This window comes from Myxococcus sp. CA033 (assembly GCF_013336625.1).
In the GTDB taxonomy this organism is placed as follows: domain Bacteria; phylum Myxococcota; class Myxococcia; order Myxococcales; family Myxococcaceae; genus Myxococcus; species Myxococcus llanfairpwllgwyngyllgogerychwyrndrobwllllantysiliogogogochensis.
On sequence record NZ_JABUMU010000015.1, the window covers coordinates 17007 to 42595 of the forward strand.

Below are 25589 nucleotides of genomic sequence, written 5' to 3' on the forward strand. Positions count from 1 at the left end.
GCACTGGGTCTACAGGAATACACGGCCTTGCAAATGAAAATGAGAACCATTTTCATAATCCCCACTGGGCGCGGACGAGAGGTCGTTGGCCGGATGCGTTGGAGCGTGGCGGTGATGGTGTGGCTCGCGTTCGCCCTTCCGGCGCGAGCCCAGGTGGCCGGTGAGGCCCAGGTGCCGGCGGCGGCGCAAGCCCCGGCGCCGGTGCCGGCCGTGGTGGCGCCGAAGCTGGTGACGTTCGTGGAGGCTGCCTACCCGGCCGAGGCGGAGCAGGCCCGGCTGGAAGCCACGGTGCGGTTGAAGCTGACGCTGGATGACCAGGGCGTCGTCACGGAGGCGGAGGTCCTCGAGCCCCAGGGACACGGGTTCGACGAGGCGGCGCGACAGGCCGCGCTGAGCTTCCGCTTCGAGCCGGCCCGGCGTGAGGGCATCGCCGTCGCCTCGCGCATCGCCTACAGCTACGAGTTCCGCCTCCCCGTGGAGCCCGCCCCCGCTCCCGTGGTCGAGACGCCCGCTCCGGCTCCGACGCCCGCACCGGAGGCCGTGGCCCAGCCGCCCGCTCAGCCCGAAACGCCCGGGGTCACCGCGGCGCCGGTCGACGTGAGCCAGGAGGCCATCGACGTCACCGTCGAGGGTGAGTCCGTGGCCAACCGCCGGCGTCGCTCCGCCGAGGCGGTGAAGGTCATCGAGACGGAGAACCTCCAGCGCGAGGCCGTGGACATGGGCCAGGCGCTGGCGCGCAGCGAAGGGGTCGGCGTGCGCCGCGCGGGAGGCCTGGGCAGCCGGGCCCGCTTCTCCCTGGCGGGGCTCGCGGATGACCAGGTCCGCTTCTTCATCGACGGCGTGCCGCTGGAGCTCGCGGGCTACGGCCCGGACTTCGCGAACGTCCCCGTCAACCTGGTGCAGCGCATGGAGGTGTACCAGGGCGTGGTGCCGGTGCGCTTCGGCGCGGACGCGCTGGGGGGCGCCGTACAGATCGTCACCACCGAGAACCTCCAGGGCAGCGGTGCCTCCGCGTCCTACGAGATTGGCTCGTTCGAGACCCACCGCGTCGCCGCGAGCGCGCAGCACGTGGCCAGCGCTTCCGGCCTGTTCGTCCGAGCCAGCGGCTTCTTCGACTCCAGCCCCAATGACTACCGCGTCGACGTCCGGGTGGAGGACAGCTCGGGGAAGCTCAGCGACGCGCGGCTGCCGCGCTTCAATGATGCCTTCCGCGCGGGAGGCGGCGGCGTCGAGGTCGGCTTCCTGGACAAGCCCTGGGCGCGGCGCCTCATCCTGCGTGGCTTCGCCTCAGCGTCCACCCAGGAGATCCAGCACGACACGACGATGAAGGTGCCCTACGGCGAGGTCGACTCGGGCAACCAGTCCGGCGGCGCCACGCTCCGCTTCGAGCACACCTATGACGGCGGCCTCATCGCCGATGCCGTCGGCGGCTATGTCTTCCGACAGGCGCGGCTGAGCGATCAGGGCCGCTGCGCCTACGACTGGTTCGGCCGGTGCGTCGCCGAGCTCCCGCAGGCCGGCGAGATGGAGAGCCGCGCCGTCGACCGTCATGTGGGGCAGCACACCGGCTTCGCGCGCATCAACCTGGGCTGGAGCTTCACCCCCAACCAGATGCTGCGGCTCGCGGTGTCGCCGACCTGGGTGAAGCGGACCGGTGAGGACCGCGCCCTCCGGAACACCGGACTGGTGGACCCGCTCAGCGCTCGCCGCGGCCTCTACACCCAGGTGACCGGGCTGGAGCACGAACTGGATGCCTTCGACGAGCGGCTGGAGAACATCGCCTTCGTGAAGAGCTACGTGCAGCTGGCCCGCGCGGACCGGCTGAACCCCGACAACAGCTTCATGCCCGTGGACCGGGACACCTTCACCTTCGGCGTCGGTGACTCGCTCCGCTACCGGCTGTCGTCCCTGTTCATCGCCAAGGCTTCCTACGAGTGGGCCACGCGCCTGCCCCGGCCCGACGAGCTGTTCGGCGATGGCATCCTCATCGACGCGAACCTGGAGCTGGATCCGGAGACGAGCCACAACCTCAACCTGGAGCTGGCGCTCGACACGCGCGAGACGCGGCACGGCTCGTTCCGGGGCGGCGTGATGGGCTTCGCGCGACTGGCGGACCAGCTCATCATTCCCCAGGGGCGCGAAGGCTACTTCACGTACCAGAACGTCTTCGCGGCCCGCGCCCTGGGCGGCACCGGCGCGGCCGGGTGGACGTCTCCGGAGCAGTACTTCTCGCTGGACGGCAACGTCACCTGGCAGGACGTCCGCAATGTCTCCAGCGAGGGGGCCTTCGGCATCTTCGAGGGGCAGCGGCTGCCCAACCGTCCGCACCTGCTGGCCAACGGCAGCGCCCGCTTCCAGTTGAGCGGCCTGGCCTCGTCACGCGACGAGCTGTCGCTGACCTGGCACACCCGGTACATCCACTCGTTCTACCGGGGCTGGGAGAAGCTGGGCACCCAGGATTCGAAGCAGGACATCGACGCGCAGCTCCTGCACTCGCTGGCCCTCACCTATGTCACCCGGACCGCGCGCGCGACCTTCAGTTGGACGGTCGACGTGCAGAACCTGACCGACGCCACCGCCATGGACTTCATGGGCGTTCAGCGTCCCGGCCGCAGCGTCTCCGCCAAGGTGGTCGCGGAGCTCTGAGTCACCAACACGCAGTCATCCTCTCCGAAAGGCTTTGCCCCCCATGAAGATTCGCTCGTTCTTCCCCCTGTCACGCATCACCGCCGCGGCGCTCGCGCTGTCGCTGGTCGCGGGCTGCAATGACGACGACAAGGATCCGGAGCCGACCCCCAACACCGGTCCCGTCTATGCCGCCATCACCCAGGTGAGCGTCGACGGTGAGTCGCAGAGCTACATCGTCCTGACCGACAAGGTCGACGTCACCACGCCGCTCGCCCTGGAAAACGCCATCGAGGTTCCGGGCCGCGCCCTGGGCTCTGGCATCGCGAAGAATGGCCTGCTGTACGTGAGCAGCAGCGAGGGCGCCGTCGTCACCCGCTACAAGCTCACCGCGGAAGGCAAGCTGGAGAAGGACAAGGACGCGCAGGGCCGTGACGCGGAGGTCAGCTTCCAGGGAAGCGGCGTCAGCTCCATCGGCGAGTACCAGCACCAGTTCCAGTACGTCTCGGAGACGAAGGCGTATTACATCGACGGTCGCTCGGGGAAGGTCATCGTCTGGAACCCCACCGCGATGACGGTCACCAGCGCCATCACCCTGACCGGGCTGACCATCGAGGGCGCGCTGAGCACCTTCGCGACGATGCCGGTGCGCGTCGGCAACAAGATCATCATCCCCATCGGCTGGCGCCCGAGCGCGGGCATCGGCATCACCAAGCAGGCCGGCGTCGTCGTGGTGGACACGGTGGCCGACACGGCGACCATCGTGACGGATGACCGCTGCGGCTACGTGCGCGACGGCGTCGTCGGTCCAGACGGCCTGGTGTACCTGGCCACCGAGGCGTACGGCGCGGCCGTGTACCGCACGGCGGGCCCGGAGACCACGCCGGTGCCCTGCCTGCTGCGCTTCAACGCGACAACGCAGACCTATGACCGCGCGTTCTTCCGCAACCTGGCCGACCTGACCAACGGCAACGCCACGGGCTCCCTGCTGCGCGGCCCCAACGGCACCGCGTACCTGCGCGTCCTGGACGAGACCACCTACACCGTGGTTCCGGGCGTGCACCCCCGCCCCGTGGCCAGCGCCGTCGCCTGGAAGTTCTGGCAGCTCAACCTCAGCACCTTCACCGCGACGGAGGTCACCACCCTCCCCGTCTCCACGGGCAGCACGTTCCTGTACGACGTGACGGACAGCCGCACGCTCTTCACGGAGTTCACCAGCACCTCCACGACGAACTTCCGCGACCTGACCAGCCAGAACGGCGCGGTCGCCTTCAGCACGCAGGGCCTGGTCTTCTCCTTCCTGCAGCTGCGCTAGTCACTTTTTCATCCCATGGCGCCGGGTGCGGAGGTCGCATCCGGCGCCGTGGAGTCCTGCTTCAAGGCAACCCGTAGACAACGACGCGGCGATGACGAGCGGTCATCACGACGACGCCTGAGAGAGCGACCATGCACATCGTGGAAATCGTCAAGGATGTCTTCGTGCAGTGGGGTGCCAACTGGGTGCTCTGGCTGCTGTTCGCCCTGTCGCTGGTGAGCATTGGCATCATCATCGAGCGGTGGATTGTGTTCCGCACCAAGCAGGACCTGGTGCGCGAGCTGTCCGGCACGCTGGAGGAGACGCTGGCGAGCGGCGACTTCCCCTCGGCCATCTCCAAGCTGGAGAAGCGCACGTCCGTGGGCGCCACGGTGGCCCGCGCCGGGCTCCGGCTGGCGCCGCAGGGCATGACGGCGGCGGAGAAGGGCATGCAGAGCGCGCTCGCGATTGAGCGCTCCACGCTGGAGAACCGGCTGGCCTTCCTGGGCACGCTGGGCAACAACGCGCCCTTCATCGGGCTGTTCGGCACCGTCATCGGCGTGCTGCTCGCCTTCGAGGCGCTGAGCGAGACGACCGCGGGCGCGGTGGTGGGCAAGACGAGCCAGGTCGCCTCCAACGCGGTGATGGGCAGCATCGCCGAGGCGCTGGTCGCCACGGCCGTGGGCATCGGCGTGGCCCTGCCCGCCGTGGCCGCCTACAACTACTTCCAGCGGCGCATCGCGAGCATCCTCTCGGACGCCGAGGCCCTCACCAACCTGGTGCTGGCCTACGTCTCCGCCCGTGAGCGGGCGGCGGCGCGCTCCTCCACCGGAGGCGCCTGACCATGGCGGGCGGAACGCAGCCCCGAGGCGGCCTGATTGAGGGCATCAACGTCACGCCGCTCGTGGACATCATGCTGGTGCTGCTCATCATCTTCATGGTGACCGCCCGGCTGGTGGACAGCCCCGCCGTGCCCCTGGATCTCCCCAAGGCCTCACAGAGCGAGGACGTGCAGACGGTGTTCGCCGTCTCCATCACCGCCACGGGCCAGCTCCTGGTGAACGGCGAGGGAATCACCGAGGCCGCGCTGCGAGACAGCGCGCGGCATGCCCTGGTGAAGGACCCGGAGCTGCGCGCGGTCATCCAGGCGGATGGCGCCGTGCCGCACCGGCAGGTCATCGCGGTGTTGGATCAGCTCAAGGAAGCCGGGCTCACGAAGGTGGCCTTCGGCACCGTGCGCCCCGCCGAGCCGGCGACGCCCGAGACCCCTGCGACGGAGGACGGGCGTGTCATCCCCTGACCCCACCGCGCGCCCCGACGCGAGCATCGCGAGCATCATCCTGGGCCCGCCGCCCGCGCGGCGGCGACACGGGCTCGTCTGGGCCATGGTGGCCACCGCGTCCCTGCACGGCATCGCCGGCGTCGTCGCCTGGCAGGCCTGGCGCAAGGGTGAATCCCTGGCGCCCAGGGTCACCCAGAAGAAGCAGACGCTTCAAATCGACCACGTGGTGGACCTGAAGCCGCCCCCGCTGCCTCCCGAGCCCCCGCCGCCCGCGCCTCAGCGCGTCGCGAGGGCGGACCCGCCACCGCCGCGCGTGAAGACGCCCAGCCCCGCGCCTCGCGAGTCGTCACGTCCCACGCCCGCGGAGCCCGCGCAGGCCGGCGCCGTCATCGCCGCGAAGGAGCCGGCGGCCCCGCTCGACTTCACGGACTTCGAGATGACCAGCGGCAACGCGCCTCGCTACGCGGGAGGCGTGACGGCGTCCACGGGTCGCTCGGCGACGGCGGTCAACACCGTGCCGAGCGGAGAGACGCAGGGCCAGGGCACCGGAGGCAGCCGGGCCCGCTCCATCCAGCTCGCGGCGCGAAGCTGGAGCTGCCCCTGGCCGAAGGAAGCGGATGCGCTGCGCATCGATGACCAGCTCGTCGTGCTGCGCGTCGCCGTGGACGCCGACGGCGAGGTGACGTCGACGGAGCTGCTGTCAGACCCGGGACATGGCTTCGGCCAGGCGGCCCTGGCCTGTGCACGCAAGGCGCGCTTCGACACCGCGCTGGACCGCGAGGGCCAGCCCTACGCGGCGACCTCGCCACCGATTCGGGTGCGATTCGTCCGCCCCTAGCCTCGCGGCCCCCGCCGCGCGTGACACCTGGAGTCCCCTCGTGAACCCCGCATCTCCGCCTCGACAGGAGAGAGTGCTGACCCTGCTGCTCGCCGGGGTCCAGTTCAGCCACCTCCTGGACTTCATGATCATCATGCCGCTGGGGCCGGAGTTCATCCGGCGCTTCGGCATCACGACGGCGCAGTTCGGGGCGATGGTCTCCTCGTACACCCTGGCCTCCGCGGCCATGGGTGTGCTGGGCCTGTTCTGGTTGGATCGGTTCGACCGCAAGCGCACGCTGCTGGCCATCTTCGCGGGCTTCATCCTCTCCACGATGGCCTGCGGCGCGGCCACCGGCTACGTGTCGATGTTGGTCGCACGCTCGCTGGCGGGAGCGTGCGCGGGGCTGATGGGCGCGGTCATCATGGCCATCATCGCGGACGTCGTTCCCCCCGAGCGACGGGGTCGCGCCATCGGCACGGTGATGTCTACCATCGGCCTCTCCGCCGTCGCGGGCGTTCCGCTCGGTCTCGCCCTGGCGAACCTCTTGGGCTGGCGCGCCCCGTTCTGGGCCATCTGCGGGCTGGCGGGCGTGTTGTGGTTGGGGCTCTTGAAGGCCCTGCCCCGCCTGGACCAGCACCTGTCCCGGAGCGCCGAGGAGACCCGCCGCAATCCCCTGTCGACGCTGGCGGCGCCGGGGCTCGCGCTGGGCTGGCTTTTGACCTTCAGCGTGGCGTTCGCCAGCTTCCTGCTCATCCCCTACCTGGGCACGTACATGGTCGGAAACCTCGGCCTGTCGCAGACAGACCTGCCCTGGGTCTACCTGGGCGGCGGCGCGGGAACACTCGTGGCGGCGAAGCTGGTGGGACGCTTCACGGACCGGCTCGGACCAGGCCGCATGCTCGCCTTGCTCCTGGTGGGCACCGTGGGCCCGCACCTGCTGTTCACGCACCTGTCGCCCTCGCCGCTGCCCGTCGTCATGGGGGCCTTCGTGTTGTTCATGGCCCTCACGTCCACGCGAGCCATCCCCACCATCGCGCTGGTGACGGCGCGGGTGCCTCCGTCGCTGCGCGGGCGGTTCCTCGCGGTGAACATGGCCGCGAGCGACGGCGCCTCCGGCCTGTCCGCCTGGGTGAGCGGGATGCTCATCGCGACGTCACCAGAGGGAGCGCTCATCGGCTTCGGCCAGGTGGGGTGGATGGCCGTGGCGGTGACGGCGCTCTCGCTGTGCCTTCTCTGGACGTTACTCGAATCAAGCAAAAGGAAGCCTCATGGACATGCCCGTCAGGAAGCACCCTTCCCTCCCCCGTCCCATCCTGGGTGAGCTGAAGCTGGAGCGCTCGAACCAGCTGCTCGCCGAGGCGCGCAAGACGGTCCCCGGCGTCACCCAGTCGATGATGAAGAAGCCGGAGTTCTTCGCTCCCGGCTCCTTCCCCGTGTTCCTCTCCAAGGGCCAGGGCGCGCTGGTGGAGGACGTGGACGGCCAGGAGTACATCGACTTCATCAGCGGCCTCGGCGCCAACATGCTGGGCCACAACCACCCCGCGGTGGTGGACACCATCCGCAAGCACCTGGAGGAAGGTGTCCTCCACTCCCTGCCCACGCCCGTCGAGGTCACCTCCATCCAGGCGCTGCTGGAGCTGGTCCCCGGAGCGGAGCAGGCGCGGTTCTTCAAGACGGGCGCGGATGCGACGTCCGCGGCGGTGCGCCTGTCTCGCTACGTCACCGGCAAGGAGCGCATCATCACTGTCGGCTACAACGGGTGGCACGACCACTTCATGTTCGACACACCGGGCGTGCCGGCCGCGCACGCGGGCCTGACGACGCGCCTGCCCCTCTTCACGCCTCCGGACGAGGCGGTGCTGCTGTCCACCATCGAGAAGCAGGCCAGCCAGTTGGCGGCGGTGATTCTCTCCATCCCCTACAACCGCGTGCTCACGTCCGCGTTCATGCAGCAGGTGCGCGCGACCTGTACGGCGCACGGCGTGCTGCTGGTGATGGACGAGGTCGTCACCGGCTTCCGTCTGGCGATGGGCGGCGCACAGGAGTTCTTCGGCGTGCAGGCGGACATCGTGTGCATGTCCAAGGGCATCGCCGCGGGCATGCCGCTGTCGGCCATCTCCGGCCCGGCGAAGTACCTGAGCAAGCTGGCCGACCTCCAGGTGTCCACCACCTTCGGCGGTGAGCTGCTGACGCTGGCCGTGACGGAAGCCGTCCTGAAGTTCTACAAGAACGGCAACCACATCCAGCACGTGGCGAAGCTGGGCCGCAAGCTGCGCGAGGGCATCAACGCCCACGCGGAGGCGGTGGGCTCCCCGCTGCGCGTGCTCGGCTACGACGCGATTCCCTTCTTCCGTTACTCCACCGACATGGTCGAGCACGCGAAGTTGATGACGCCCTTCCAGGGCGGCATGGCGCGCCGGGGCATCCTGCTGCGTCGTGACGTGAACTTCCCCGGGGCCGCGCACACCGAGGAGCAGATCGACTACACGGTGGAGATGGCGGGCGAAGTGCTCCGCTCGCTCGCGAAGCCCGCGTAGCCTTCGTCGAAAGTCCCGGGGAGGTCGAGGTGTTTTCGGCCTCCCCGGGCGACGACTCAGTTCTGCGAGTCGTGGTGGTGGTCCGACAGGCCGCGCTTCCAGTAGCCGGTGACGCGCACCCAGCTCTTCTTCGTGCCCCGCTCGTTGAGCAGGTGGTCGCGGATGGGGCGCATGGAGAGCGACTCGCCCGACACCCAGGCGAAGTAGTCGCCGGGCGGGAAGTCGAGCCCGCGAATCGCCTGGTTCAAGAGGTCTGTCGTCCCGGCCTCCGCGCCATTGCGGTGAAGCCACGTCAGCGTCACGTTCGCCTTCGTGTCGAACTTCTGCTCCTCGCTGGCGTCCGACACTTCGATGAAGACGATGGCGCGAGCCCCCGCGGGCAGCTCTTCCAGCCTGCGGCCGATGGCGGGGATGGCCGTCTCGTCGCCCGCGAGCAGGTACCAGTCGAAGTCGTTGGACACGAACAGCGAGCCCTTGGGCCCGCCCACGCCGAGGAAGTCACCCGGCTTCGCCTTCGACGCCCAGGACGACGCGGGACCCGAGCCGTGGAGGACGAAGTCGATGTCCAGCTCGCCCGCCACCGCGTCATGCCGCCGGGGCGTGTAGTCGCGCGAGTCCGGCTTCTTCTCACCCGGCTGCAGCACCGGACCGTTCGGCCCCATGGTGGGGATGACCGGCTTGAGCTTCCCCTCCTCGGGGAACAGCAGCTTCACGTGGTCATCCGCACCCTCGCTGTTGAAGCCCTGGATGTCCTCGCCCCCGAAGGTGATGCGCACCACATGCGGGGTGATGGGAGTCACCCGCAGCACCTCCAGCAGTCGGAACTTCACGGGGAAGGGCCCCCGACGGAACACTTTCTCGCTCACGCTCGTCGTCACGCCGCGCTCCTCTTCTCTTCACGCTGCCTCGAGGCCCGCCCCGAAGGACGGTCCGACAGCCAGGACTACGATATTGACTCGCAATTTCGTTATCACAAGAGGCCGGGTTCGTCTCCAGTCTTGAAGGCCTGACGGGTGGGAAGTCGGAGCCCTGGCCGAGCGCCGCCTGGGCGCACGTCAGGCGAGCAGGCCTGTGCGTCTACCCCAGGACAGCTCCCGGGCCCTTTGTCCCTGGCAGGGATGACGAGCGCCCGCTGTGGGCCGCGTTCGCAGGTCCTACCCTCTGCATGGAACGAGGGATGCGGTGCCGCGCCGCGAGAACGTCTCCCCGGGGGTTCGCATGGAGCGCCTTCTTGATCGCGCCGCGCCGAAGCCACCCGCGCGCGGTGTCTGGCATGGGAGTCGAACTTCCTCCCGGTGGCTCCACTACACGCTCCCCGGCGCGTGGGTCGCGCTCGTGTTCGCGTGTCTGTCCTTCACGCCGTCGTTGCTGCCACGCAGCGGTCCCTTTCAAGGCCTGGTCAGTGGCATGAGCGCGGTCATCGGCTACGGGCTGGGCGTCCTGGGCGCCTGGCTCTGGCGCGAGTTCGCCAACCGACCTCCGAGAGCTCCGAGTCCACGCGCCTGGCTCGGCTTCTTCGTGGTGGGGGGCGTGGCCCTGGTCGCCGCGCTGGCGTTGGGCTGGCATTGGCAGGCAAGCATTCGCGAACGGATGGGCATGCCCCACCCTGGCCGCGCCGGCTACCTGTTCGCGCCCGTGGTCGCGGCGGTCATCTTCGTCCTGCTCGTCGCGGCGGGGCGCGGGCTGCGCGCGGTGTATCGCCGACTGGACTCGCGGCTCGCGCGGCACATCGGCCCGCGTGCGGCCCGGGCGACGAGCGGCGTCGTGGTGGCGGCGCTCACCTTCCTGCTCGCCAGCGGCGTGCTCTGGGACGGGCTCATCTCCCTGGCGGACCGCACCCTCGCGGTGCAGGACACGACGACCGCGGAGGGCGTGTATCCCCCGAGCAGCGCGCTGCGCTCCGGGGGCCCTGGTTCGAGAGTGGGCTGGGAGACGCTGGGCCGCGAGGGACGCAACTTCGTGGGCCGGGGTCCCTCGGTCGAGGAGCTCTCCACGTTCAACGGAGCCGCCGCGAAGGAGCCCATCCGCGTCTATGCCGGTTATGCCTCCGCGCCGGACGCGGAGGGACGCGCGAAGCTGGCCGTCCAGGACCTGGAGCGAGCCGGTGGCTTCGAGCGCGAGTACCTGCTCGTCGTCACCACCACGGGCAGCGGCTGGGTGGTGCCGGAGTCCGTGGACGCCTTCGAGTACGTGACGGGCGGCGACTCCGCGATCATCTCCATGCAGTACTCACATCTGTGGTCCTGGCTCTCCGTCCTGGTGGACCAGCAGCGCGCGCGGGAAGCGGGACGCGCCCTCTTCGATGAGGTCTACGAGCGCTGGTCGCGACTTCCCGAAGGCCGTCGTCCGAAGCTGCTCGTGTTCGGAGAGAGCCTGGGCTCCTACGGCGGAGAGACGGCGTTCAGTGGAGAGCGGGACCTGGCCAACCGCACGAGCGGCGCGCTCTTCGTCGGGCCGCCACACTTCAACACGCTGTATCGCGAGTTCACCGACCAGCGCGATGCTGGCAGCCCCGAGGTGGAGCCCACCTATCGCAATGGCCGCATCGTGCGTTTCAGCAGGCGGCCGGGCGTGGAGATTCCTCCGGCGTCCGCACCCTGGGGGAACTCCCGGGTGCTCTACCTGCTCCACCCGTCGGACCCCATCACCTGGTGGAGTCCGCAGCTGCTCTTGAGCCGTCCCGACTGGCTGAGGGAGCCCCGGGGCGATGACGTCGTGGACGCGATGGTGTGGCTCCCCTTCGTGACGTTCTGGCAGGTGACAGCCGACCTGCCGCTGGGGATGGCGGTCCCTCCCGGCTATGGCCATGTCTACACGGGCGAGCACGTGGACGGCTGGCTCGCGCTGCTGCGGCCGGAAGGCTGGACCCAGGAGAAGACCGCGCGACTGAGGGAGCGCCTGCGGCCCGAGCCGTGACGAGTGTCGCGCGTCGGATGAAGGCAGTGAATCGGAGTCGGGCCCTGACGCGCACGCGAGCGTCCCGCGCTGCCCCCTTGGGCGATTGCGCGCCCTGTCACGCATGACGAGTGTTTGACGGAACCCGAGAGGGCGGCACGCGCCTGCTCGCTGTCCTGGCCGTGAACTCCGCGCCTCCCGTCTCCTGGCATCGCTCCAGGAGCGCCTCACTGCTTCACCCGAGTGTGTATGAGCCCTCTTCTCTTCCTCCTCACGGTCCTTGCCCAGACTCCCACGCCGCCGCCCGACACGGTGTCGGAGGACGGCCCGGTGCGCCCATGCACCGAGGATGAGGAAGAGGACGTCGGGCCCTGGACAGGCTCCTTCGGCGTCGGCTTCTCGTTCTTCACCGGCAACAGTCGCTCGTACACGCTGACGGGCAATTCCCTGGCGGAATACGAGTCACCCAAGTGGGCACTCACCCTGGAGGCGGATGGCGCCTACGGGAGAGCGGCGGCGTCCGAGGACGAAGAGGAGCTCATCGCGGAGGCGCTCGGAGCATGGGTGCGTGGAGAGTACCGGGCCACGCCCCTGCTCAGCGCGTACACGTATCTGGGGGCGGAGACCGATCACCTGTCGAGCCTCGAGCTGCGCGCGGAAGCCGAGCTGGGCGTCGGCTTCACGTTGATTGAGCAGAAGAAGCGCAAGACGGACGAGCTGTTCCTGCGGGCCTACCTGGGTGCTCACTACGCTCATGACCGCAGGTTCCAGTACGTCCCCACGCGGAAGGATCTCCCCAGCGTCGACCTGTGGTCTCCCTCGGTCGCTGTGATGTTCCGCTACGACATCAACGAGCGGGTGGAGTTCCGGGAGTACGCCATGCTGCTTCCGGATGTCTTTGGCGACACGCGCGTGCTGCTGACCTCCACCACGAAGCTCTCCGTGAACCTGACGGGGCGCCTGGCGCTCACCACGTTCTTCGACGTACGGCATGACAGCTCACCGGCCGAGGGAAAGGCCTCCACGGACACCGCGCTCACGGTGGGAGCAGAACTGACGCTCTGAGGCAGGGGGCTCGCGCGTCGTCGCGGGATTGAGCGGCAAGCGTGTCCCCGGATGGAAAGGATCGGGACGACCATGAAGGCAGCTCACTTCAACGATTCGATGCCGGAACGGCAGACCGGGACACCGCCCAAGAAGAAGGGACTGGAGCGGATTCTCGACACCGTCGAGCGGGTGGGAAACAAGGTCCCCCATCCGGCGGTGATCTTCGTCGCGCTGATTGGCATCGTCATCCTGCTCTCCCATGTCTTCTACATGATGGGAGCCAGCGTCACGTACCAGACCATCAATCCGGAGACCCACGTCCCGGAGGAGACGACCGCCGCGGCGAAGAGCCTGCTGACGGGTGAAGGCCTTCGCTTCATGTTCGAAGGCGTCGTCCAGAACTTCATGAACTTCAACGCGGTGGGCGTCATCATCGTCGCGATGTTGGGCGTGGGTGTCGCGGACGCGGCGGGCCTGGTGGGAGCGCTGATTCGCAAGCTGGTGGTGGTCGCTCCCCGCAAGGCGCTGACGTACATCCTCGTGTTCGTCGGCATCCTGTCGAGCATCGCCGCGGATGCCGGGTATCTCGTCTTGATTCCGCTGGCGGCGGCGGCCTTCCTCACCGTGGGGCGGCATCCTTTGGCGGGCCTGGCGGCGTCGTTCGCCGGCGTCGCGGCGGTGTTCACCGTCAACATCCTGATCAAGCCGCTGGACGGCATCCTGACGGAGATCACCAACGACGCCATCCACATCCTGAATCCCGAGCGCTCCATCGACCTGACGGCGAACTTCTGGTTCTCCGTCGCGTCGGTCATCATGCTGACCTTCATCGTCTCGCTCATCACCGACAAGGTCATCTCGCCCCGGCTGGGTGAGTACAAGGGCGAGAAGCCGGACGCGGCGGGTGCGACGATGAGCGCGGACGAGTCGCGTGGACTCAAGTTCGCGGGGTTGGGGGTGCTGGCCGTCCTCGTGTTCTTCGGTTTGCTGACGCTGCCGCCGGGGGCGCCGCTGCGCAATCCGGAGACGGGAGCCATCGTCGGCGACTCGCCGTTCATGAACGGCCTGATTGTCGCAATCACCGTGTTGTTCCTCGTGGCGGGCGCGGCCTACGGCATCGGCGCGAAGACCATCCGGAGCAGCGTCGACGTCATCAAGGCGATGGAGAAGGCGGTGTCGGGGCTGGGCGCGCTGATCTTCCTGCTCTTCATCATCAGCCAGTTCATCGCCCTGTTCACGTACACCAACATGGCGACGCTCGCGGCCGTGAAGATGGGCGACATCCTGGAGGACGCGGGGCTCGGGGCGCTGCCGTTGCTCGTCGGGTTCGTCGGCGTCGTCGCGGTGCTGGACCTCATCATGACGGGCGCCATTCCGAAGTGGGCCATCTTCGCGCCCGTCTTCGTGCCGCTGCTGATGCGGCTGAATGTCGACCCGGAGGCCGTGCTGGCCGCGTACCGCGTGGGTGACGGTCCGTTCAACGCCATCTCGCCGCTGAACGCCTACTTCGCGTTGATCGTCACGTTCGCGCAGAAGTACCAGAAGGAAGCAGGCGTGGGCACCATCGTGGCGCTGATGTTGCCGTACGTCGTGGTCGTCTTTATCGCGTGGATCCTCCTCCTGGTGGCGTGGCAGGTGCTGGGGCTCCCGTGGGGACTCGGGTAGGCCCAAGAGGACACCTGAACCAAGGCCGTGCCGGGGCCGAGCGCCCTGGCACGGCTCGAGGGTGAGCAGGTGGGGCACGGCAAGGAGCCGAAGGACTCGCTCGTCGACCACGAGGTGAAGCTGATACCTTACGTCCATGAATCCGGATGCAGGTGTCGAGCGGACTGGCCTTCACTGGACCCTGCAACCCGCGAAGAGCGCCGCGCTCGCTGTGACCTTCGCGGCGGCGTCAGCGCTACTGGCCCCGTGGGTCACTCCGATGCCGGCCCTCCCGCCCGCCGTGGGCGCCCTTTGCGGCGTCATCGTCGGCACGCTTCAGGCACGCAGCCTGAGGGCGGCTCCCGATGCAATCCGCGCCGCGAAAACCGCGCTTGAGGTTCGTCGCGCGATGGTGGCGACCGTCGCCGGGAAGTGGGCCATCCGAGCGCACTGGGTGACCACCGTCGTGCTCTTGACCCTCGCCATGGTAATGATGGGCATCGGAACGTTCATGGCGTTTGTGGTGGGCAGCCTGGCGTACATGGCTGTCCGCGACCTCACGACCCTGCCCGAGCTCCTTCGTCTGTCCAGTGCCCCCTCCTCTCCCACTGGGGAACCGCGTTAGGACGACAGGTGGCGACCTGCTGAGCCGGGCTCGGCTCAGTGCGGACCCCACTCGCCCGCGTTGGCTCCGGGGTCGCTTGGCGAGCGGTTCTCGAATGCAGCGCGAATGCGCCTGGATTCCGTGAGCCGTCGATGGAGGCGCTCACGCTCGGGGGTCTCCTGTGCGGTGGCCTTCGCGAGCACGCGAGCCACGAGCGCATGCGCCGCTGCCCGGTCTTCCGCATCCCAGGCGGTCAGCCCCACGGCGAGCGCGATCTGGAGCACCTCTTCGAGAACCTCGGGACTGCCCATTCCATGGTGCAGCGGACCATCCACCGCCATGAAGAGATAGTCGCGCAGGCGCATCCCCGCGACGGACGCACGCACCTGCCCATCGGGGTCGACCACGTTCCAGTCCCCCAGCGGCAGATGCCCCAGCCGGCGCATCACCGAGCGGACCTGCTGCAGCGCCTGTCGCGCCGTATAGGCGTCGTTCGCGGAGGTCGAGAGCGCCCGGTTGGCGACGTCGACGAGGATGCGAATCCCGAGCGCGGGGTCGCAATCGGGCTCACGCGCCGCGGTGAGGAGCAGGGCCGAGGCGAGGCCGTGCATCGCGCGCGGGTCCATGGGCCCAGGATCTTCCCCCACCACCCAGCCGACGACTTCCCCCGTGTCGACATAGTCGCCGACGAAAACGTCGATGCGCGCCCGCACGCGCCAATGCCGGGCGAGTCGAGTGAGGCGACGAAGGTCGACCTCGGTGAGGTAGCCAGATGAAGGCGCCGTGAGCGCCGAGGCCTCGGGCGGCAGCAGCAGCGTCGCCGCCGGGTCCAACGGGAGTCGGATCAGTCGAGCCCGGATGCGACGCTCAGCCGCCGAGACGACCAACTCCTGGACGAGTCCGAGCACGCGCTCCACTCGCATGTAACGGAACGTGCGAATCATGCAGATGACCAGGGACACGAGCGCGATGAGGACCAGGATGAAGGCCCCCGAGAGCACGGGACGTGGACGGACTCCCGCGTCCGTGATCAAACCCAGCTCCCGTCCGGCCACGAGGATGTACCCACTGGAGACGCAGAACAGCGGGATGGCGCGGCGCAGCGGCGCGCTCTTCAAGTAGAGCGGGACGAGCCGGGGTGAATATTGATTCGCCGCGGACTGGATGACCGGTGCATTCAGGGACAGGACCACCGTGAGGACGGTGATCTGCAGTCCGAACAGCGCCGTGAGCGCGGAGCGTGTCTCTGAGGGGTCTCCCCGCCAGGCCAGCCCGAAGAAGGCCGACGCGTAGTCCGTCTGAACCCGCGCCAGCTCCAGGCCAAGCAGGCCGCCGATGCCGAGACAGGCGAGCAGCACCAGCCAGTAGGGGTCACGGATGAGCCTGCGGTGACGGCGGGCGACCATGCGAACTCCCTCTCGGCCAGAAGGAAAATGTGGCCCCTGCGGGCATGGCACGCAGCAGACACACGGACAGGCAGCAGCCCGTGGACTCGGTGCACGGTCGCGCCCTACCCGGCGTCGTTCACTTCGACGAGCGCCGCCAGGAACAGCGAATAGGTCAGCTCCGCCACGGGACGCTTCTCGCGGCGCGCCTGCGTGCGCAGCGCCTTGGGCAGCGAGCATGGCTTGCCGCGCTCTCCATCGCGGAGCTGCACATAGCCCCGCTCCGAGTACCCAAGCACCTGCCATCCCCGCTGACAGAGGGCCTGGGCCAGGTCGTCCGTGAGCTGGTGGTGGATGGCCTTCGCCAGCGGATGCTGGCCGAAGATCTCATGCGACCACCGACCCTCGTCTTCACGCCAACCGCGCGCCCGCAGGTAGTTGGCCTTCCGCGCGAGGGAGAGCCCTCCGACATGGCGTTCAAGCTTCATGGTGTCACGAAGGCTTTACATGCACACTGCGACAGAGTGCAATTGCGTGAATTTCTTGGCGTGGAGCCTTCGTGATGTCAGGCGCAGATGGGCGGCAGGGCAAGATGTTCTCCGAGGAAACCCACGTGCTGCACGGCGAGCTGTCCGCCGCGGCGGTGGCCTTCCTGAAGTTCGCGGAGCGGACTCCCGAGGCATTCGCGAAGCACCGCTTCGGCAAGTTCGAGGAGTCGCCGCTCATGTATTACGAGCTGCACCGCTGGCCCATCCTCATCGACGCGCGCCGGAACCAGTTGCTGGAGGACGTCTCGGTGAAGCTCAGCCGGCTCGTCAAGCGCGGGCCCCGGCTGCTGCTCGGCGGTGACCCGGCACGTGTCGCCGAGTACTTCGGTCTCCCGCCCGAGCGCGCACGCGTGGCGGTGGAGGCCCTGGCCCTCACGGACGACGCGCGCGGCGTGCTCAGCCGCGGCGACTTCATCGACTCGGCGGACGGTCTCAAGTGCCTTGAGATCAACATGATGGCGGGCCTGGGTGGCTGGGAGACGGCGCTCAAGGCCCAGGTCGTGATGGACCAGCCCGTGCTCCAGCGCTTCACCCAGGAGCAGGGCCTGCGCGTCCAGCTCCAGGACACCCTCAAGGCCTTCCTCTCCCACGTCATCGACGACGTGCGCCGGACCGTTGCATGGGAGGGCGAATGCAACCTGGCCGTGCTCTTCCCGGACAACGAGCTGCCGGACCCGGTGGGTGTCGAGATGGCGACCCTGCTGCTCAACACCACCTTCACGGAGCTGCTCGAAGCGGAGGGTGCGAAGGGCGAGGTGCTCATCGGCACCTACGGCGAGGTCCACGACGAGGAGGGACACCGCTTCACGATGCGCGGCCGACGCGTGCATGCGGTGCAGGAGCATGACGCGAGGGACAGGCTGGAGGTGGTGGGAGCGGCGTTCGATGCCCGCGTCGGCGCCGCGCTCGCCGCCCGCACCCTCTGCCTCTACAACGGCCCCGCGCAGGAGATCCTCGACGACAAGCTCAACATCTCGCTGCTGTCGGAGAACGAGGACTCCCCTGCCCTCTCCGCCGAGGAGCGCGAGCTCATCCGCCAGCACATCCCCTGGACGCGGCGGCTCCAGCGCACCCACACCTGGCGGGCCGGTGAGCGCGTGTGGTTGCCCGACCAGGTCGTCGCCTCGAAGCGCGATGGGCTGGTGCTGAAGGCGGGCCGCGCCTACGGCGGGAAGTCGGTGCTCATCGGCCGGTCGATGACCGCCGAGGCGTGGGACGCGGCCATCCAGGAGGCGCTGGAGAGCGGCGGGTGGATCATCCAGGAGCGCGTCGAACCCCGCCCCTACCACTTCATGCGGGACGACGGCTCCGTGGGCCCGCACATCCTCATCTGGGGCTCCTTCGTCTTCGGTGAGCGCTACGGCGGGACGATGGTCCGGATGAATCCCATGGGGCGGGGCAAGGACGTGGTCAACGCGACGCAGGGCGCGCTGATGTGCGCGCTCGTCGTCGTCGAGTAGCCCGCCCGTCCGGGGCCTCCGTCACGCCGAGGTTGGCGCAGGCTGGGGCCCCACGCTCGAAGGCGGCTCGCGCAGGACGTCCGGCAGCTCCAGCTCCACGTTCCTCACGCGGGGGGAGAGCCAGGCCACCAGCACGTTCACCGCGCACAACACGCCCAGCACCAGGTAGAGCAGCGCGATGCCTCGGCCCGGGCCCACGCCGAGCATGGGCCCGAAGCGCCCCGCCAGCGCGCCGCCCGGGGCCATCCAGGGCTCGAAGAATCGGTCCGCCAGCGGTCCCGAGAGCAAGGCCGCCACCGGCGGCGTGGACAGGGCGATCATCCGCCTCACGGCGAAGACCCGGCCCTGCAGCTCCGACGGTACCTTGCTCTGCCAGATGGACTGAGAGCACCCCATGACCCCTGGGGTGGTGAACATGAAGACGAAGGCGGCGCCCGCCACCAGTCGCGCATCCGCCGGCAGCGCCGCCGCGAACAGGGCCAGGCCCGCGAGCAGTTCGAAGCCGAGCACGCCGAGGATGCGTCTCCGGGGCCCACCCCACACGCTCATCAACAAGGCCCCCGTGAGCACCCCCATGCCCGAGCAGGAGGCAATCCACCCCAGGGTCGACGCGTCCGCGAAGCTCAGGACCATGGGAGTGATGAGCACCGTCACCAGGCTCACGAACAGGTTGGCCACGGCGATACACGTCAACAGCCCCAGCAGGCCGGGCCGCGCCTGGATGAAACCCCACCCGACCGCCATCTGCTCCAGCAGGGAGCCTCTCGCCGCACGCGCGGTGGCGCTTTGCTCGGGCTGGGGGAACCCCACACACAGCAGCACCAGCGCCGAGAGGAAGAAGGACCCCAGGTTGATGAGCAGCACCCCCTGGAGGCCGATTCGCACCACCAGGAGTCCCGCCAGCGCGGGCCCGCCCAACTGGCCGATTCCCAGCGCCAGCTCAATCAGGCCATTGGCCCGCCCCAGGTGCTGCTTCGGAACCATCAGCGCCGTGGAGGCCGAGTAGGCCAGCGCCCGGAACGTGCCCGCGGCCGCGCACACCGCGATGGGCAGGTACAGGTGCCAGCTGCGCAGGCTCCAGAGCCCTGCCCCGTCCGCCACCAGCAGGAGCCACATCAGCAGCATGGTGAGCCCCGCCCCCACGTCCGCCAGCACCATGATGCGGCGGCGGTCCCACCGGTCCACGAGCGCCCCGGCGACGGGGGCAATCAGCACCATCGGCAGGAACGAGAAGAACGAGGCGAGCGAGTACTCGGTGATGGAGTCACTGCTCCGATACACGTGGACCATCACCGAGAAGCCCGCCAGCGCCGAGCCCAGCGAGGAGACCAGCTGCGCGAACCAGGTGAGCCCGAAGACGGCGGGCGGGTGCGTGATGACGCGTCGGAACATGTGGGAGGTGCTGATAACAGGTCGCGGCCGGGAAGAAGGAGGAGTCCGCGCAACCACAGCACTCCTGCCTGTCACATTTTCTCGGAGTTCAAACAAAATCAGCCAAGCCTCATTTCTCGCGGCTGACGGTGCTATTATAGTAACGACCCCCAACGAAACGCGGTCAACTCGACGCCCCGGCCCGTGTCGTCCACGGCCGAGGGTGTCACTTGCCCCGGGAGAAGCGCTCGCCGTGAAGCTCAGTGTCCTTGACCATTCCATCGTCGCCCGAGGCAGCACGACACGTGAGGCATTCCAGAACACGGTGGAGCTGGCCCGTGCGGCGGAGCAGCTCGGCTATCACCGTTTCTGGGTCGCGGAGCACCACGGCTCCGGACACTTCGCCGGTGTCGCTCCCGAAATCATGGTGGCGCATGTCGCGGCGGCGACGTCGCGCATCCGTGTAGGCACGGGCGGTGTGCTGCTGACGAACTACAGCCCCTTCAAGGTCGCCGAGGTCTTCCGGCTGTTGGAAGCGCTCCACCCGGGTCGCATCGACCTGGGCATCGGGCGGACGTCTGGCAGCGCGGACCTGGTGGCCAAGGCGCTGGCGTACGGCGTCCCCGCGAGCAACGAGAGCTTCCCGACGAAGCTCGAGGACCTCATCGCCTTCATCTCGGGGAGCACGCCCGCGACGGCGGAGTTTCAGGGGCTGGGGTTGCGGACCATGGCGCCGGGGATGCCGCAGCTGTGGGCGCTGGGCTCGGGTGAGCAGAGCTCCGTGCTCGCCGCGCGGCTGGGAATCTCCTTCTGCTTCGCCCACTTCTTCAATCCGATTCACGGCGGTCCGGTGACGCGCGGCTACCGCGCGCGGTTCCAGCCCTCTCACGTGCAATCGGCGCCTCGTTCCTCCGTCAGTGTGTATGTCATCTGTGCACCGACGGAGCAGGAAGCTCGGCGGATAGCCCGCAGTAGCGACCTGCTGACCATCAACACCCGCCGGGGCCGCAACGAAGAGCCCATTCCCTCCATCGAGGAGGCGGAGGCCTACGCCTATACGCCCGAGGACCAGGCCACGCTCGAGTTCGACCGCAAGCGCGTCGTCTGCGGAGCTCCGGCCCAGGTGAAGGAGCAGCTGCTGGGCATGGCCGAGGAGTTCCAGGCGGACGAGCTGCTCATCACGACCATCGTCCACGACCACCGCGCCCGGCTGCGGTCCTACGAATTGCTCGCCGACGCGTTCTCGCTCACGAACACGCGCGACGAAGCCCTACCCACCGCCCGCACCGCGAGCTGATTCGCGGCCTCGGGTGACTCGCGGCGGCCGGGGGACCGCCGCGGGCGACGGCTCCAGCACATTCGTCACGGACGTTCCTCCGCCTTGAAACCGTATGTGCGGACCGTTCGTACGTTCCAGACACGCTCCCCCTGATTCTCCTCCTGCCTGTGAGTGCTTCGACCGCCATGAGCGAAGACAACCTGAATGACGGCGATGCACTGGCCATTGCCATTGTCGGCATGGCCGGCCGCTTCCCGGGCTCTCCGGACGTGGAAGCCTACTGGCGCAACCTCCGCGACGGCGTGGAGGGCATCCGCTTCTTCACGGACGACGAGCTGCGCGCGCGGGGTGTCCCCGAAGAGCGACTGAGGCAGCCGGGCTTCGTGAAGGCCGGGGCAGTGCTGGAGCAGGTGGATGCCTTCGACGCGGGCTTCTTCGGCTACTCGCCGCGTGAGGCGGCGTTGATGGACCCGCAGCACCGCATCTTCCTGGAGTGCGCCTGGGAGGCGATGGAGCACGCGGGCCACGGGCTGGACACGGAGTCGCGCTCGGTGGGCGTCTTCGCCGGAACGAGCCTGAGCACCTACCTGCTCTTCAACCTGCACACGCACCCGGAGCTGCTCGATTCAGGCGACAGCTTCCAGGTGATGATTGGCAACGACAAGGACTTCCTCGCCACGCGGCTCGCGTACCACATGGACCTCAAGGGTCCGAGCCTCGACGTGCAGACGGGATGTTCCACCTCGCTGGTCGCAACCCACCTGGCCTGTCAGGCGCTGCTCGGCTTCCAGTGTGACGTGGCGCTCGCGGGGGGCGTGTCCGTGGACATGCCCCAGCGCACCGGCTACGTGCACCAGCCCGGTGGCATCGCGTCGCCGGACGGGCACTGTCGCCCCTTCGATGCCGAGGCCCAGGGAACGCTCTTCGGCAGTGGCGTGGGCGTGGTGGTGCTCAAGCGGCTGGAGGACGCGCTGGCGGATGGCAGCCACATCCACGCCGTCATCCGCGCCACGGCCGTCAACAACGACGGCGCCTCGAAGCTCGGCTACACCGCCCCCAGTTCCGAGGGGCAGGCGGAGGTCATTGCCCGCACCCATGCGCTGGCGGGCGTGACGCCGGACAAAGTGGGCTTCGTGGAGACGCACGGCACCGGCACGCTGCTGGGAGATCCGGTGGAGGTCTCCGCGCTGACGAGCGCCTTCCGCGCGGGCACCGAGGCCACCAGCTTCTGCGCGCTGGGCTCGGTCAAGTCGAACATCGGCCACCTGGACGCGGCGGCGGGCGTGGCCGGCCTCATCAAGGCGACGCTCGCGGTGGAGCACGGGCAGATCCCTCCCACCCTGCACTGCCGGACGCCCAACCCCAACATCGACTGGGCCCGGAGCCCCTTCTATGTGAACGCCACGCTGAAGGACTGGCAGCCCCATGGCCACCGGCGCCACGCGGGCGTGAGTTCCTTTGGGATTGGCGGCACCAACGCCCACGCGCTGCTGGAAGCGCCTCCTCCTCCCGCGCCTTCCGGCCCCACCCGGCCTTGGAAGCTGGTGGCCCTCTCCGCGAAGAAGCCGGGCGCGCTGGACACGCTCAGCCACAACCTCGGCGCGCACCTGGCGGCGCGTCCGGAGCAGGAACTGGCGGACGTGGCCTACACCCTCCAGATCGGCCGAAAGGCCTTCGCCCATCGGCGCGTGGTGATTTGCGAGGACGGCCAGGACGCGGCCACCGTGCTGACCGATGGGGCACCGGAGCGCGTGTTCACCGGCATGGCGAAGGACGGTGGACGTCCCGTCGTGTTCCTCTTCCCCGGTGGCGGGGCCCAGCACGTGCGCATGGGGCAGGAGCTGTACGAGACGGAGCCCGCCTTTCGCGAGGCCTTCGATGCGTGCGCCGCCCTGCTGTCGCGCCGGGGAGGCCCGTCGCTGCGCGCGGTGCTCTACCCGCCTGGAGACGCGGACGCCTCGGCGCCCCTGCCTCGCCCGTCCGTGGGCCTGCCCGCGCTCTTCACCGTGGAGTACGCGCTCGCGAAGCTGTGGGAGTCCTGGGGCATCCAGCCCGAGGCGATGATTGGCCACAGCATGGGCGAGTACGTCGCCGCCTGCCTCGCGGGTGTCTTCTCCCTGGAGGATGCGCTCGCCCTGGTGACCGAGCGAGGCCGCCTCTTCGAGCAGCTCCCCTCGGGCGCCATGGTGAGCGTGGCCCTGTCCGAGGAGGAACTGCTGCCGCTGCTGAGCGAGCGGCTGTCGCTGGCCGCCGTCAATGGACCCACTCAGTGCGTGGTGGCCGGAGACACCGCCGCCGTGGACGCGCTTTCGACGGAGCTGGCGGCGCGTGGCATCGAGCACCGTCGGGTCCACATCGACGTGGCCGCGCACTCGCACATCATCGACTCCATCCTGCCGGCGTTCTCCGCCTTCGTGAGTCGACTGAAGCTGCAGACGCCCAAGCTGCCCTTCGTGTCCGGTGTAACGGGGACGTGGGTGACCGAGGAGGAGGCCACGGACCCGCGCTACTGGGTGCGGCACCTCCGGCAGACGGTGCGCTTTGGCCCCGGCCTGCGCTGCCTGATGGAGGACACCTCGCGCGTGCTGTTGGAGGTGGGCCCCGGCCGGACGCTGGGCTCGCTCGCGCGGCTCCAGGTGGCTCGCGACCAGTCCACCGTCGTGCTCACGTCGATGCGTGCTCCTCGCGAGCCGGGCTCCGACGTGCGTTTCGTGCTCACCACGCTGGGGCGGCTCTGGATGGCCGGCGTGCCGGTGGACTGGAAGCGCCTGTACGCCGGAGAGAAGCGGCGGCGCGTGGTGCTCCCCACCTACCCCTTCGAGCGCAAGCGGCACTGGTTGGACCCGAAGCTGGTGGGCGCCATCGTGGGCGGAGAGGCCTCGCTCGCCCGGCGCAAGGACGCCTCTGACTGGTACTACCTGCCCTCGTGGAAGCGGACGCTCGCCCCGCGCGTGCCCGCGGCCACCCTGGGTCACTGGCTCGTCTTCGTCGACGAGCGGGGGCTGGGTGACGCGCTGGCGGCGCGGCTCATGGAGACCGGCGGCCGGGTCACCCGCGTGAAGTCCGGGCCTGACTTCCGCCGGCTGGAGGACGGAGACTTCGAGGTGAACCCGGGCCGCGCGGAGAATTACGCGACGCTGCTGGCCGCGCTCACCGAGGACGGGCCGCGACCCGACCGCATCGTCCACCTGTGGAGCGTGGATGCGACGGGCGCGGGCCTGGAAGGCGTGGAGCGCGCCCAGGACACGGGCTTCTTCAGCCTGCTCTTCCTGGCGCAGGCGCTGGGAGGCCAGGGTTCGTCCGGGTCGGTACACCTCACGGTGGTCTCCACCGGAGTGCAGTCCGTCACCGGCCACGAGTCACTCGCCTCGGAGAAGGCCACGCTGCTCGGCGCATGTCGCGTGCTGCCCCATGAGGTGCCGGGCCTCACGTGTCGGACGCTCGATGTGGAGCTGCCCGAAAGTCCGACGGAGCTGCCGACGTTGGCGGCACGGCTGGCGGGTGAGGTCACCGCGACGTCCTCCAACGGCGCGGTCGCGCTGCGAGGCGCCCACCGCTGGGAGCAGTCGCTGGAGCCCGCGCACCTGACGCCTCCGGAGACGGGCGCGCCGACGCGGCTGCGGCCTCGGGGCACGTACCTCATCACCGGCGGCCTGGGCGGAATCGGCCTGGTACTGGCGGAGTCTCTCGCGCGCAAGGTGCAGGCCCGGCTGGTGCTGGTGGGTCACCGCGCGATGCCGGAACGAAGCCACTGGGATGCGTGGCTGGGCGCACACGATGAGCAGGACGTGGTGAGCCAGCGGATTCGCCGGGTCCTCGTGTTGGAGTCACTCGGGTCCGAGGTCCTGGTACTCCAGGCGGACGTGGGCGACGCGGGGCAGATGGCGGAGGTGATGCGCCGCACGCGTGAGACTTTTGGCGATCCGCATGGCGTCATCCATGCCGCGGGTGTGCCCGCGGGTGGGCTCGCCCAGCTTCGCACCCGGAAGGCGGTGGAAAATGTCCTCCGTCCGAAGGTGCGAGGCACGTGGGTCCTGCACGAGCTGTTGAAGGGCATGCCCCTCGACTTCCTCCTGCTCTGCTCGTCCCGCACGGCCTTCACCGCCGAGCCCGGGCAGATCGACCACTGCGCGGCGTGCGCCTTCCAGGATGCCTTCGCCTATCAGGCCTCGGCGACGGGGGGCCTGCCGGTCATCTCCCTGGGCTGGGACACGTGGCGCGAGGTGGGCCAGGCCGTCACCACCCAGATTCCCGGCGGGGCAGACGCGCTGCGCGAGGCGATGCTCACCCACGCCCTGTCCCCCACCGAGGGCGTGGACGTGTTCGAGCGCGTGCTCGCGCAGATGCCCACGCACGTCGTGGTGTCCACGCAGGACCTGCGCGCGGCCATGGCCCGCAGCGCCAGCTTCCTCCAGGACCTGATGGGCCCGGTGGAGACGGACGACGCGCCCAAGGGAGAGCGCGCTGCGCCCACCAACATGGACGACGCGGAGCGCGAGCTGGCGGACATCTGGCGGCGCTTCCTGGGTGTGGAGAGCGTGTCGCTGCACGAGAACTTCTTCGAGCTGGGTGGCAACTCGCTGATTGGCCTGAAGGTCATCAACGAGGTGAAGCGCCGCTTCGGCACGGACGTGCCCGTGGTGGCGCTCTTCGAGAACCCCACCCTGAGCGCCATGGCGCGGCTCCTGACGCGCGGACAGGACCCGGCGCCGACGACGACCACCAGCGACCGGAGGAGCCGAGGAGCGCGGCGCCGGGAGCAAATCCAGCAGCGCCGCCAGTCCGGCAATTGAGGGGG

The 25589-nt window shown here is 69.1% G+C and carries 18 protein-coding genes; 14 read left to right on the forward strand and 4 right to left on the reverse strand.

Annotated elements, in window-relative coordinates:
- Positions 1 to 93 precede the first annotated feature (93 nt).
- The 7 genes from mxcH to mxcL all read left to right on the forward strand — a co-directional run bounded on the left by mxcH (position 94) and on the right by mxcL (position 8558).
- Positions 94 to 2646, forward strand: coding sequence for a TonB-dependent siderophore myxochelin receptor MxcH (mxcH, locus tag HUA78_RS28815; RefSeq protein ID WP_254623948.1), 2553 nt, complete (start codon positions 94 to 96; stop codon positions 2644 to 2646).
- A gap of 43 nt (positions 2647 to 2689) precedes the next feature.
- Positions 2690 to 3940 (forward strand): hypothetical protein, encoded by a 1251-nt coding sequence (locus HUA78_RS28820; protein ID WP_174455418.1) that lies wholly within the window; start codon positions 2690 to 2692, stop codon positions 3938 to 3940.
- Between the two features lie 131 nt (positions 3941 to 4071).
- Positions 4072 to 4761 carry a MotA/TolQ/ExbB proton channel family protein gene (locus HUA78_RS28825; RefSeq protein ID WP_141646970.1) on the forward strand — a complete coding sequence of 230 codons (690 nt, stop codon included), beginning with the start codon at positions 4072 to 4074 and terminating at the stop codon, positions 4759 to 4761.
- Between the two features lie 2 nt (positions 4762 to 4763).
- Positions 4764 to 5219, forward strand: coding sequence for a biopolymer transporter ExbD (locus HUA78_RS28830; RefSeq protein ID WP_141646971.1), 456 nt, complete (start codon positions 4764 to 4766; stop codon positions 5217 to 5219).
- On the forward strand, positions 5206 to 6039 hold the full coding sequence (locus HUA78_RS28835; RefSeq protein WP_174477612.1) for a TonB family protein: 834 nt from the start codon (positions 5206 to 5208) through the stop codon (positions 6037 to 6039). Before HUA78_RS28830 ends, HUA78_RS28835 begins: the two co-directional genes overlap by 14 nt.
- Before the next feature lie 40 nt (positions 6040 to 6079).
- A complete protein-coding gene (mxcK, locus tag HUA78_RS28840) occupies positions 6080 to 7342 on the forward strand; it encodes a myxochelin export MFS transporter MxcK (RefSeq protein ID WP_174466870.1) in 1263 nt (420 codons plus the stop codon).
- Positions 7290 to 8558 (forward strand): myxochelin B biosynthesis transaminase MxcL, encoded by a 1269-nt coding sequence (gene mxcL, locus HUA78_RS28845; protein ID WP_141640657.1) that lies wholly within the window; start codon positions 7290 to 7292, stop codon positions 8556 to 8558. Before mxcK ends, mxcL begins: the two co-directional genes overlap by 53 nt.
- Positions 8559 to 8614: 56 nt before the next feature.
- On the opposite strand, the gene HUA78_RS28850 is transcribed toward mxcL, so the two are convergent.
- Positions 8615 to 9436 (reverse strand): siderophore-interacting protein, encoded by an 822-nt coding sequence (locus HUA78_RS28850; protein ID WP_174466869.1) that lies wholly within the window; start codon positions 9434 to 9436, stop codon positions 8615 to 8617.
- 340 nt (positions 9437 to 9776) lie between these two features.
- Here HUA78_RS28850 and HUA78_RS28855 point away from each other — a divergent pair, with 340 nt between their 5' ends.
- From HUA78_RS28855 to HUA78_RS28870, 4 genes are all read left to right on the forward strand, one after another.
- A complete protein-coding gene (locus HUA78_RS28855) occupies positions 9777 to 11474 on the forward strand; it encodes an alpha/beta-hydrolase family protein (protein ID WP_174477613.1) in 1698 nt (565 codons plus the stop codon).
- Between the two features lie 228 nt (positions 11475 to 11702).
- Positions 11703 to 12518 carry a YdiY family protein gene (locus HUA78_RS28860; RefSeq protein WP_174455414.1) on the forward strand — a complete coding sequence of 272 codons (816 nt, stop codon included), beginning with the start codon at positions 11703 to 11705 and terminating at the stop codon, positions 12516 to 12518.
- A 72-nt stretch (positions 12519 to 12590) separates the two neighbouring features.
- Positions 12591 to 14165: an AbgT family transporter gene (locus tag HUA78_RS28865; RefSeq protein ID WP_217442637.1), complete on the forward strand. Its 1575-nt coding sequence runs from the start codon at positions 12591 to 12593 to the stop codon at positions 14163 to 14165.
- 136 nt (positions 14166 to 14301) lie between these two features.
- Positions 14302 to 14769, forward strand: a complete 468-nt coding sequence (locus tag HUA78_RS28870; protein WP_174462167.1) for a hypothetical protein — start codon at positions 14302 to 14304, stop codon at positions 14767 to 14769.
- Positions 14770 to 14804: 35 nt separating this feature from the next.
- Here the strand turns inward: HUA78_RS28870 and HUA78_RS28875 are convergent, their stop codons facing one another.
- Entirely contained in the window at positions 14805 to 16154 is a 1350-nt protein-coding gene (locus HUA78_RS28875; RefSeq protein WP_174477614.1) for a DUF2254 family protein, read from the reverse strand.
- 104 nt (positions 16155 to 16258) lie between these two features.
- Positions 16259 to 16621, reverse strand: a complete 363-nt coding sequence (locus HUA78_RS28880; protein WP_141640651.1) for a hypothetical protein — start codon at positions 16619 to 16621, stop codon at positions 16259 to 16261.
- 74 nt (positions 16622 to 16695) lie between these two features.
- On the opposite strand from HUA78_RS28880, the gene HUA78_RS28885 reads away from it, so the two are divergent.
- The gene (locus HUA78_RS28885; protein ID WP_254623950.1) at positions 16696 to 18141 is read left to right on the forward strand and encodes a hypothetical protein; all 1446 of its coding nucleotides are present in this window, start codon (positions 16696 to 16698) and stop codon (positions 18139 to 18141) included.
- 21 nt (positions 18142 to 18162) lie between these two features.
- On the opposite strand, the gene HUA78_RS28890 is transcribed toward HUA78_RS28885, so the two are convergent.
- Positions 18163 to 19533 carry an MFS transporter gene (locus HUA78_RS28890; RefSeq protein ID WP_174455411.1) on the reverse strand — a complete coding sequence of 457 codons (1371 nt, stop codon included), beginning with the start codon at positions 19531 to 19533 and terminating at the stop codon, positions 18163 to 18165.
- A gap of 232 nt (positions 19534 to 19765) precedes the next feature.
- Between HUA78_RS28890 and HUA78_RS28895 the strand changes: the two genes are divergently transcribed.
- Positions 19766 to 20809: an LLM class flavin-dependent oxidoreductase gene (locus HUA78_RS28895; protein WP_141640648.1), complete on the forward strand. Its 1044-nt coding sequence runs from the start codon at positions 19766 to 19768 to the stop codon at positions 20807 to 20809.
- 167 nt (positions 20810 to 20976) lie between these two features.
- The gene (locus HUA78_RS28900) at positions 20977 to 25584 is read left to right on the forward strand and encodes a type I polyketide synthase (protein WP_174477615.1); all 4608 of its coding nucleotides are present in this window, start codon (positions 20977 to 20979) and stop codon (positions 25582 to 25584) included.
- Positions 25585 to 25589 lie beyond the last annotated feature (5 nt).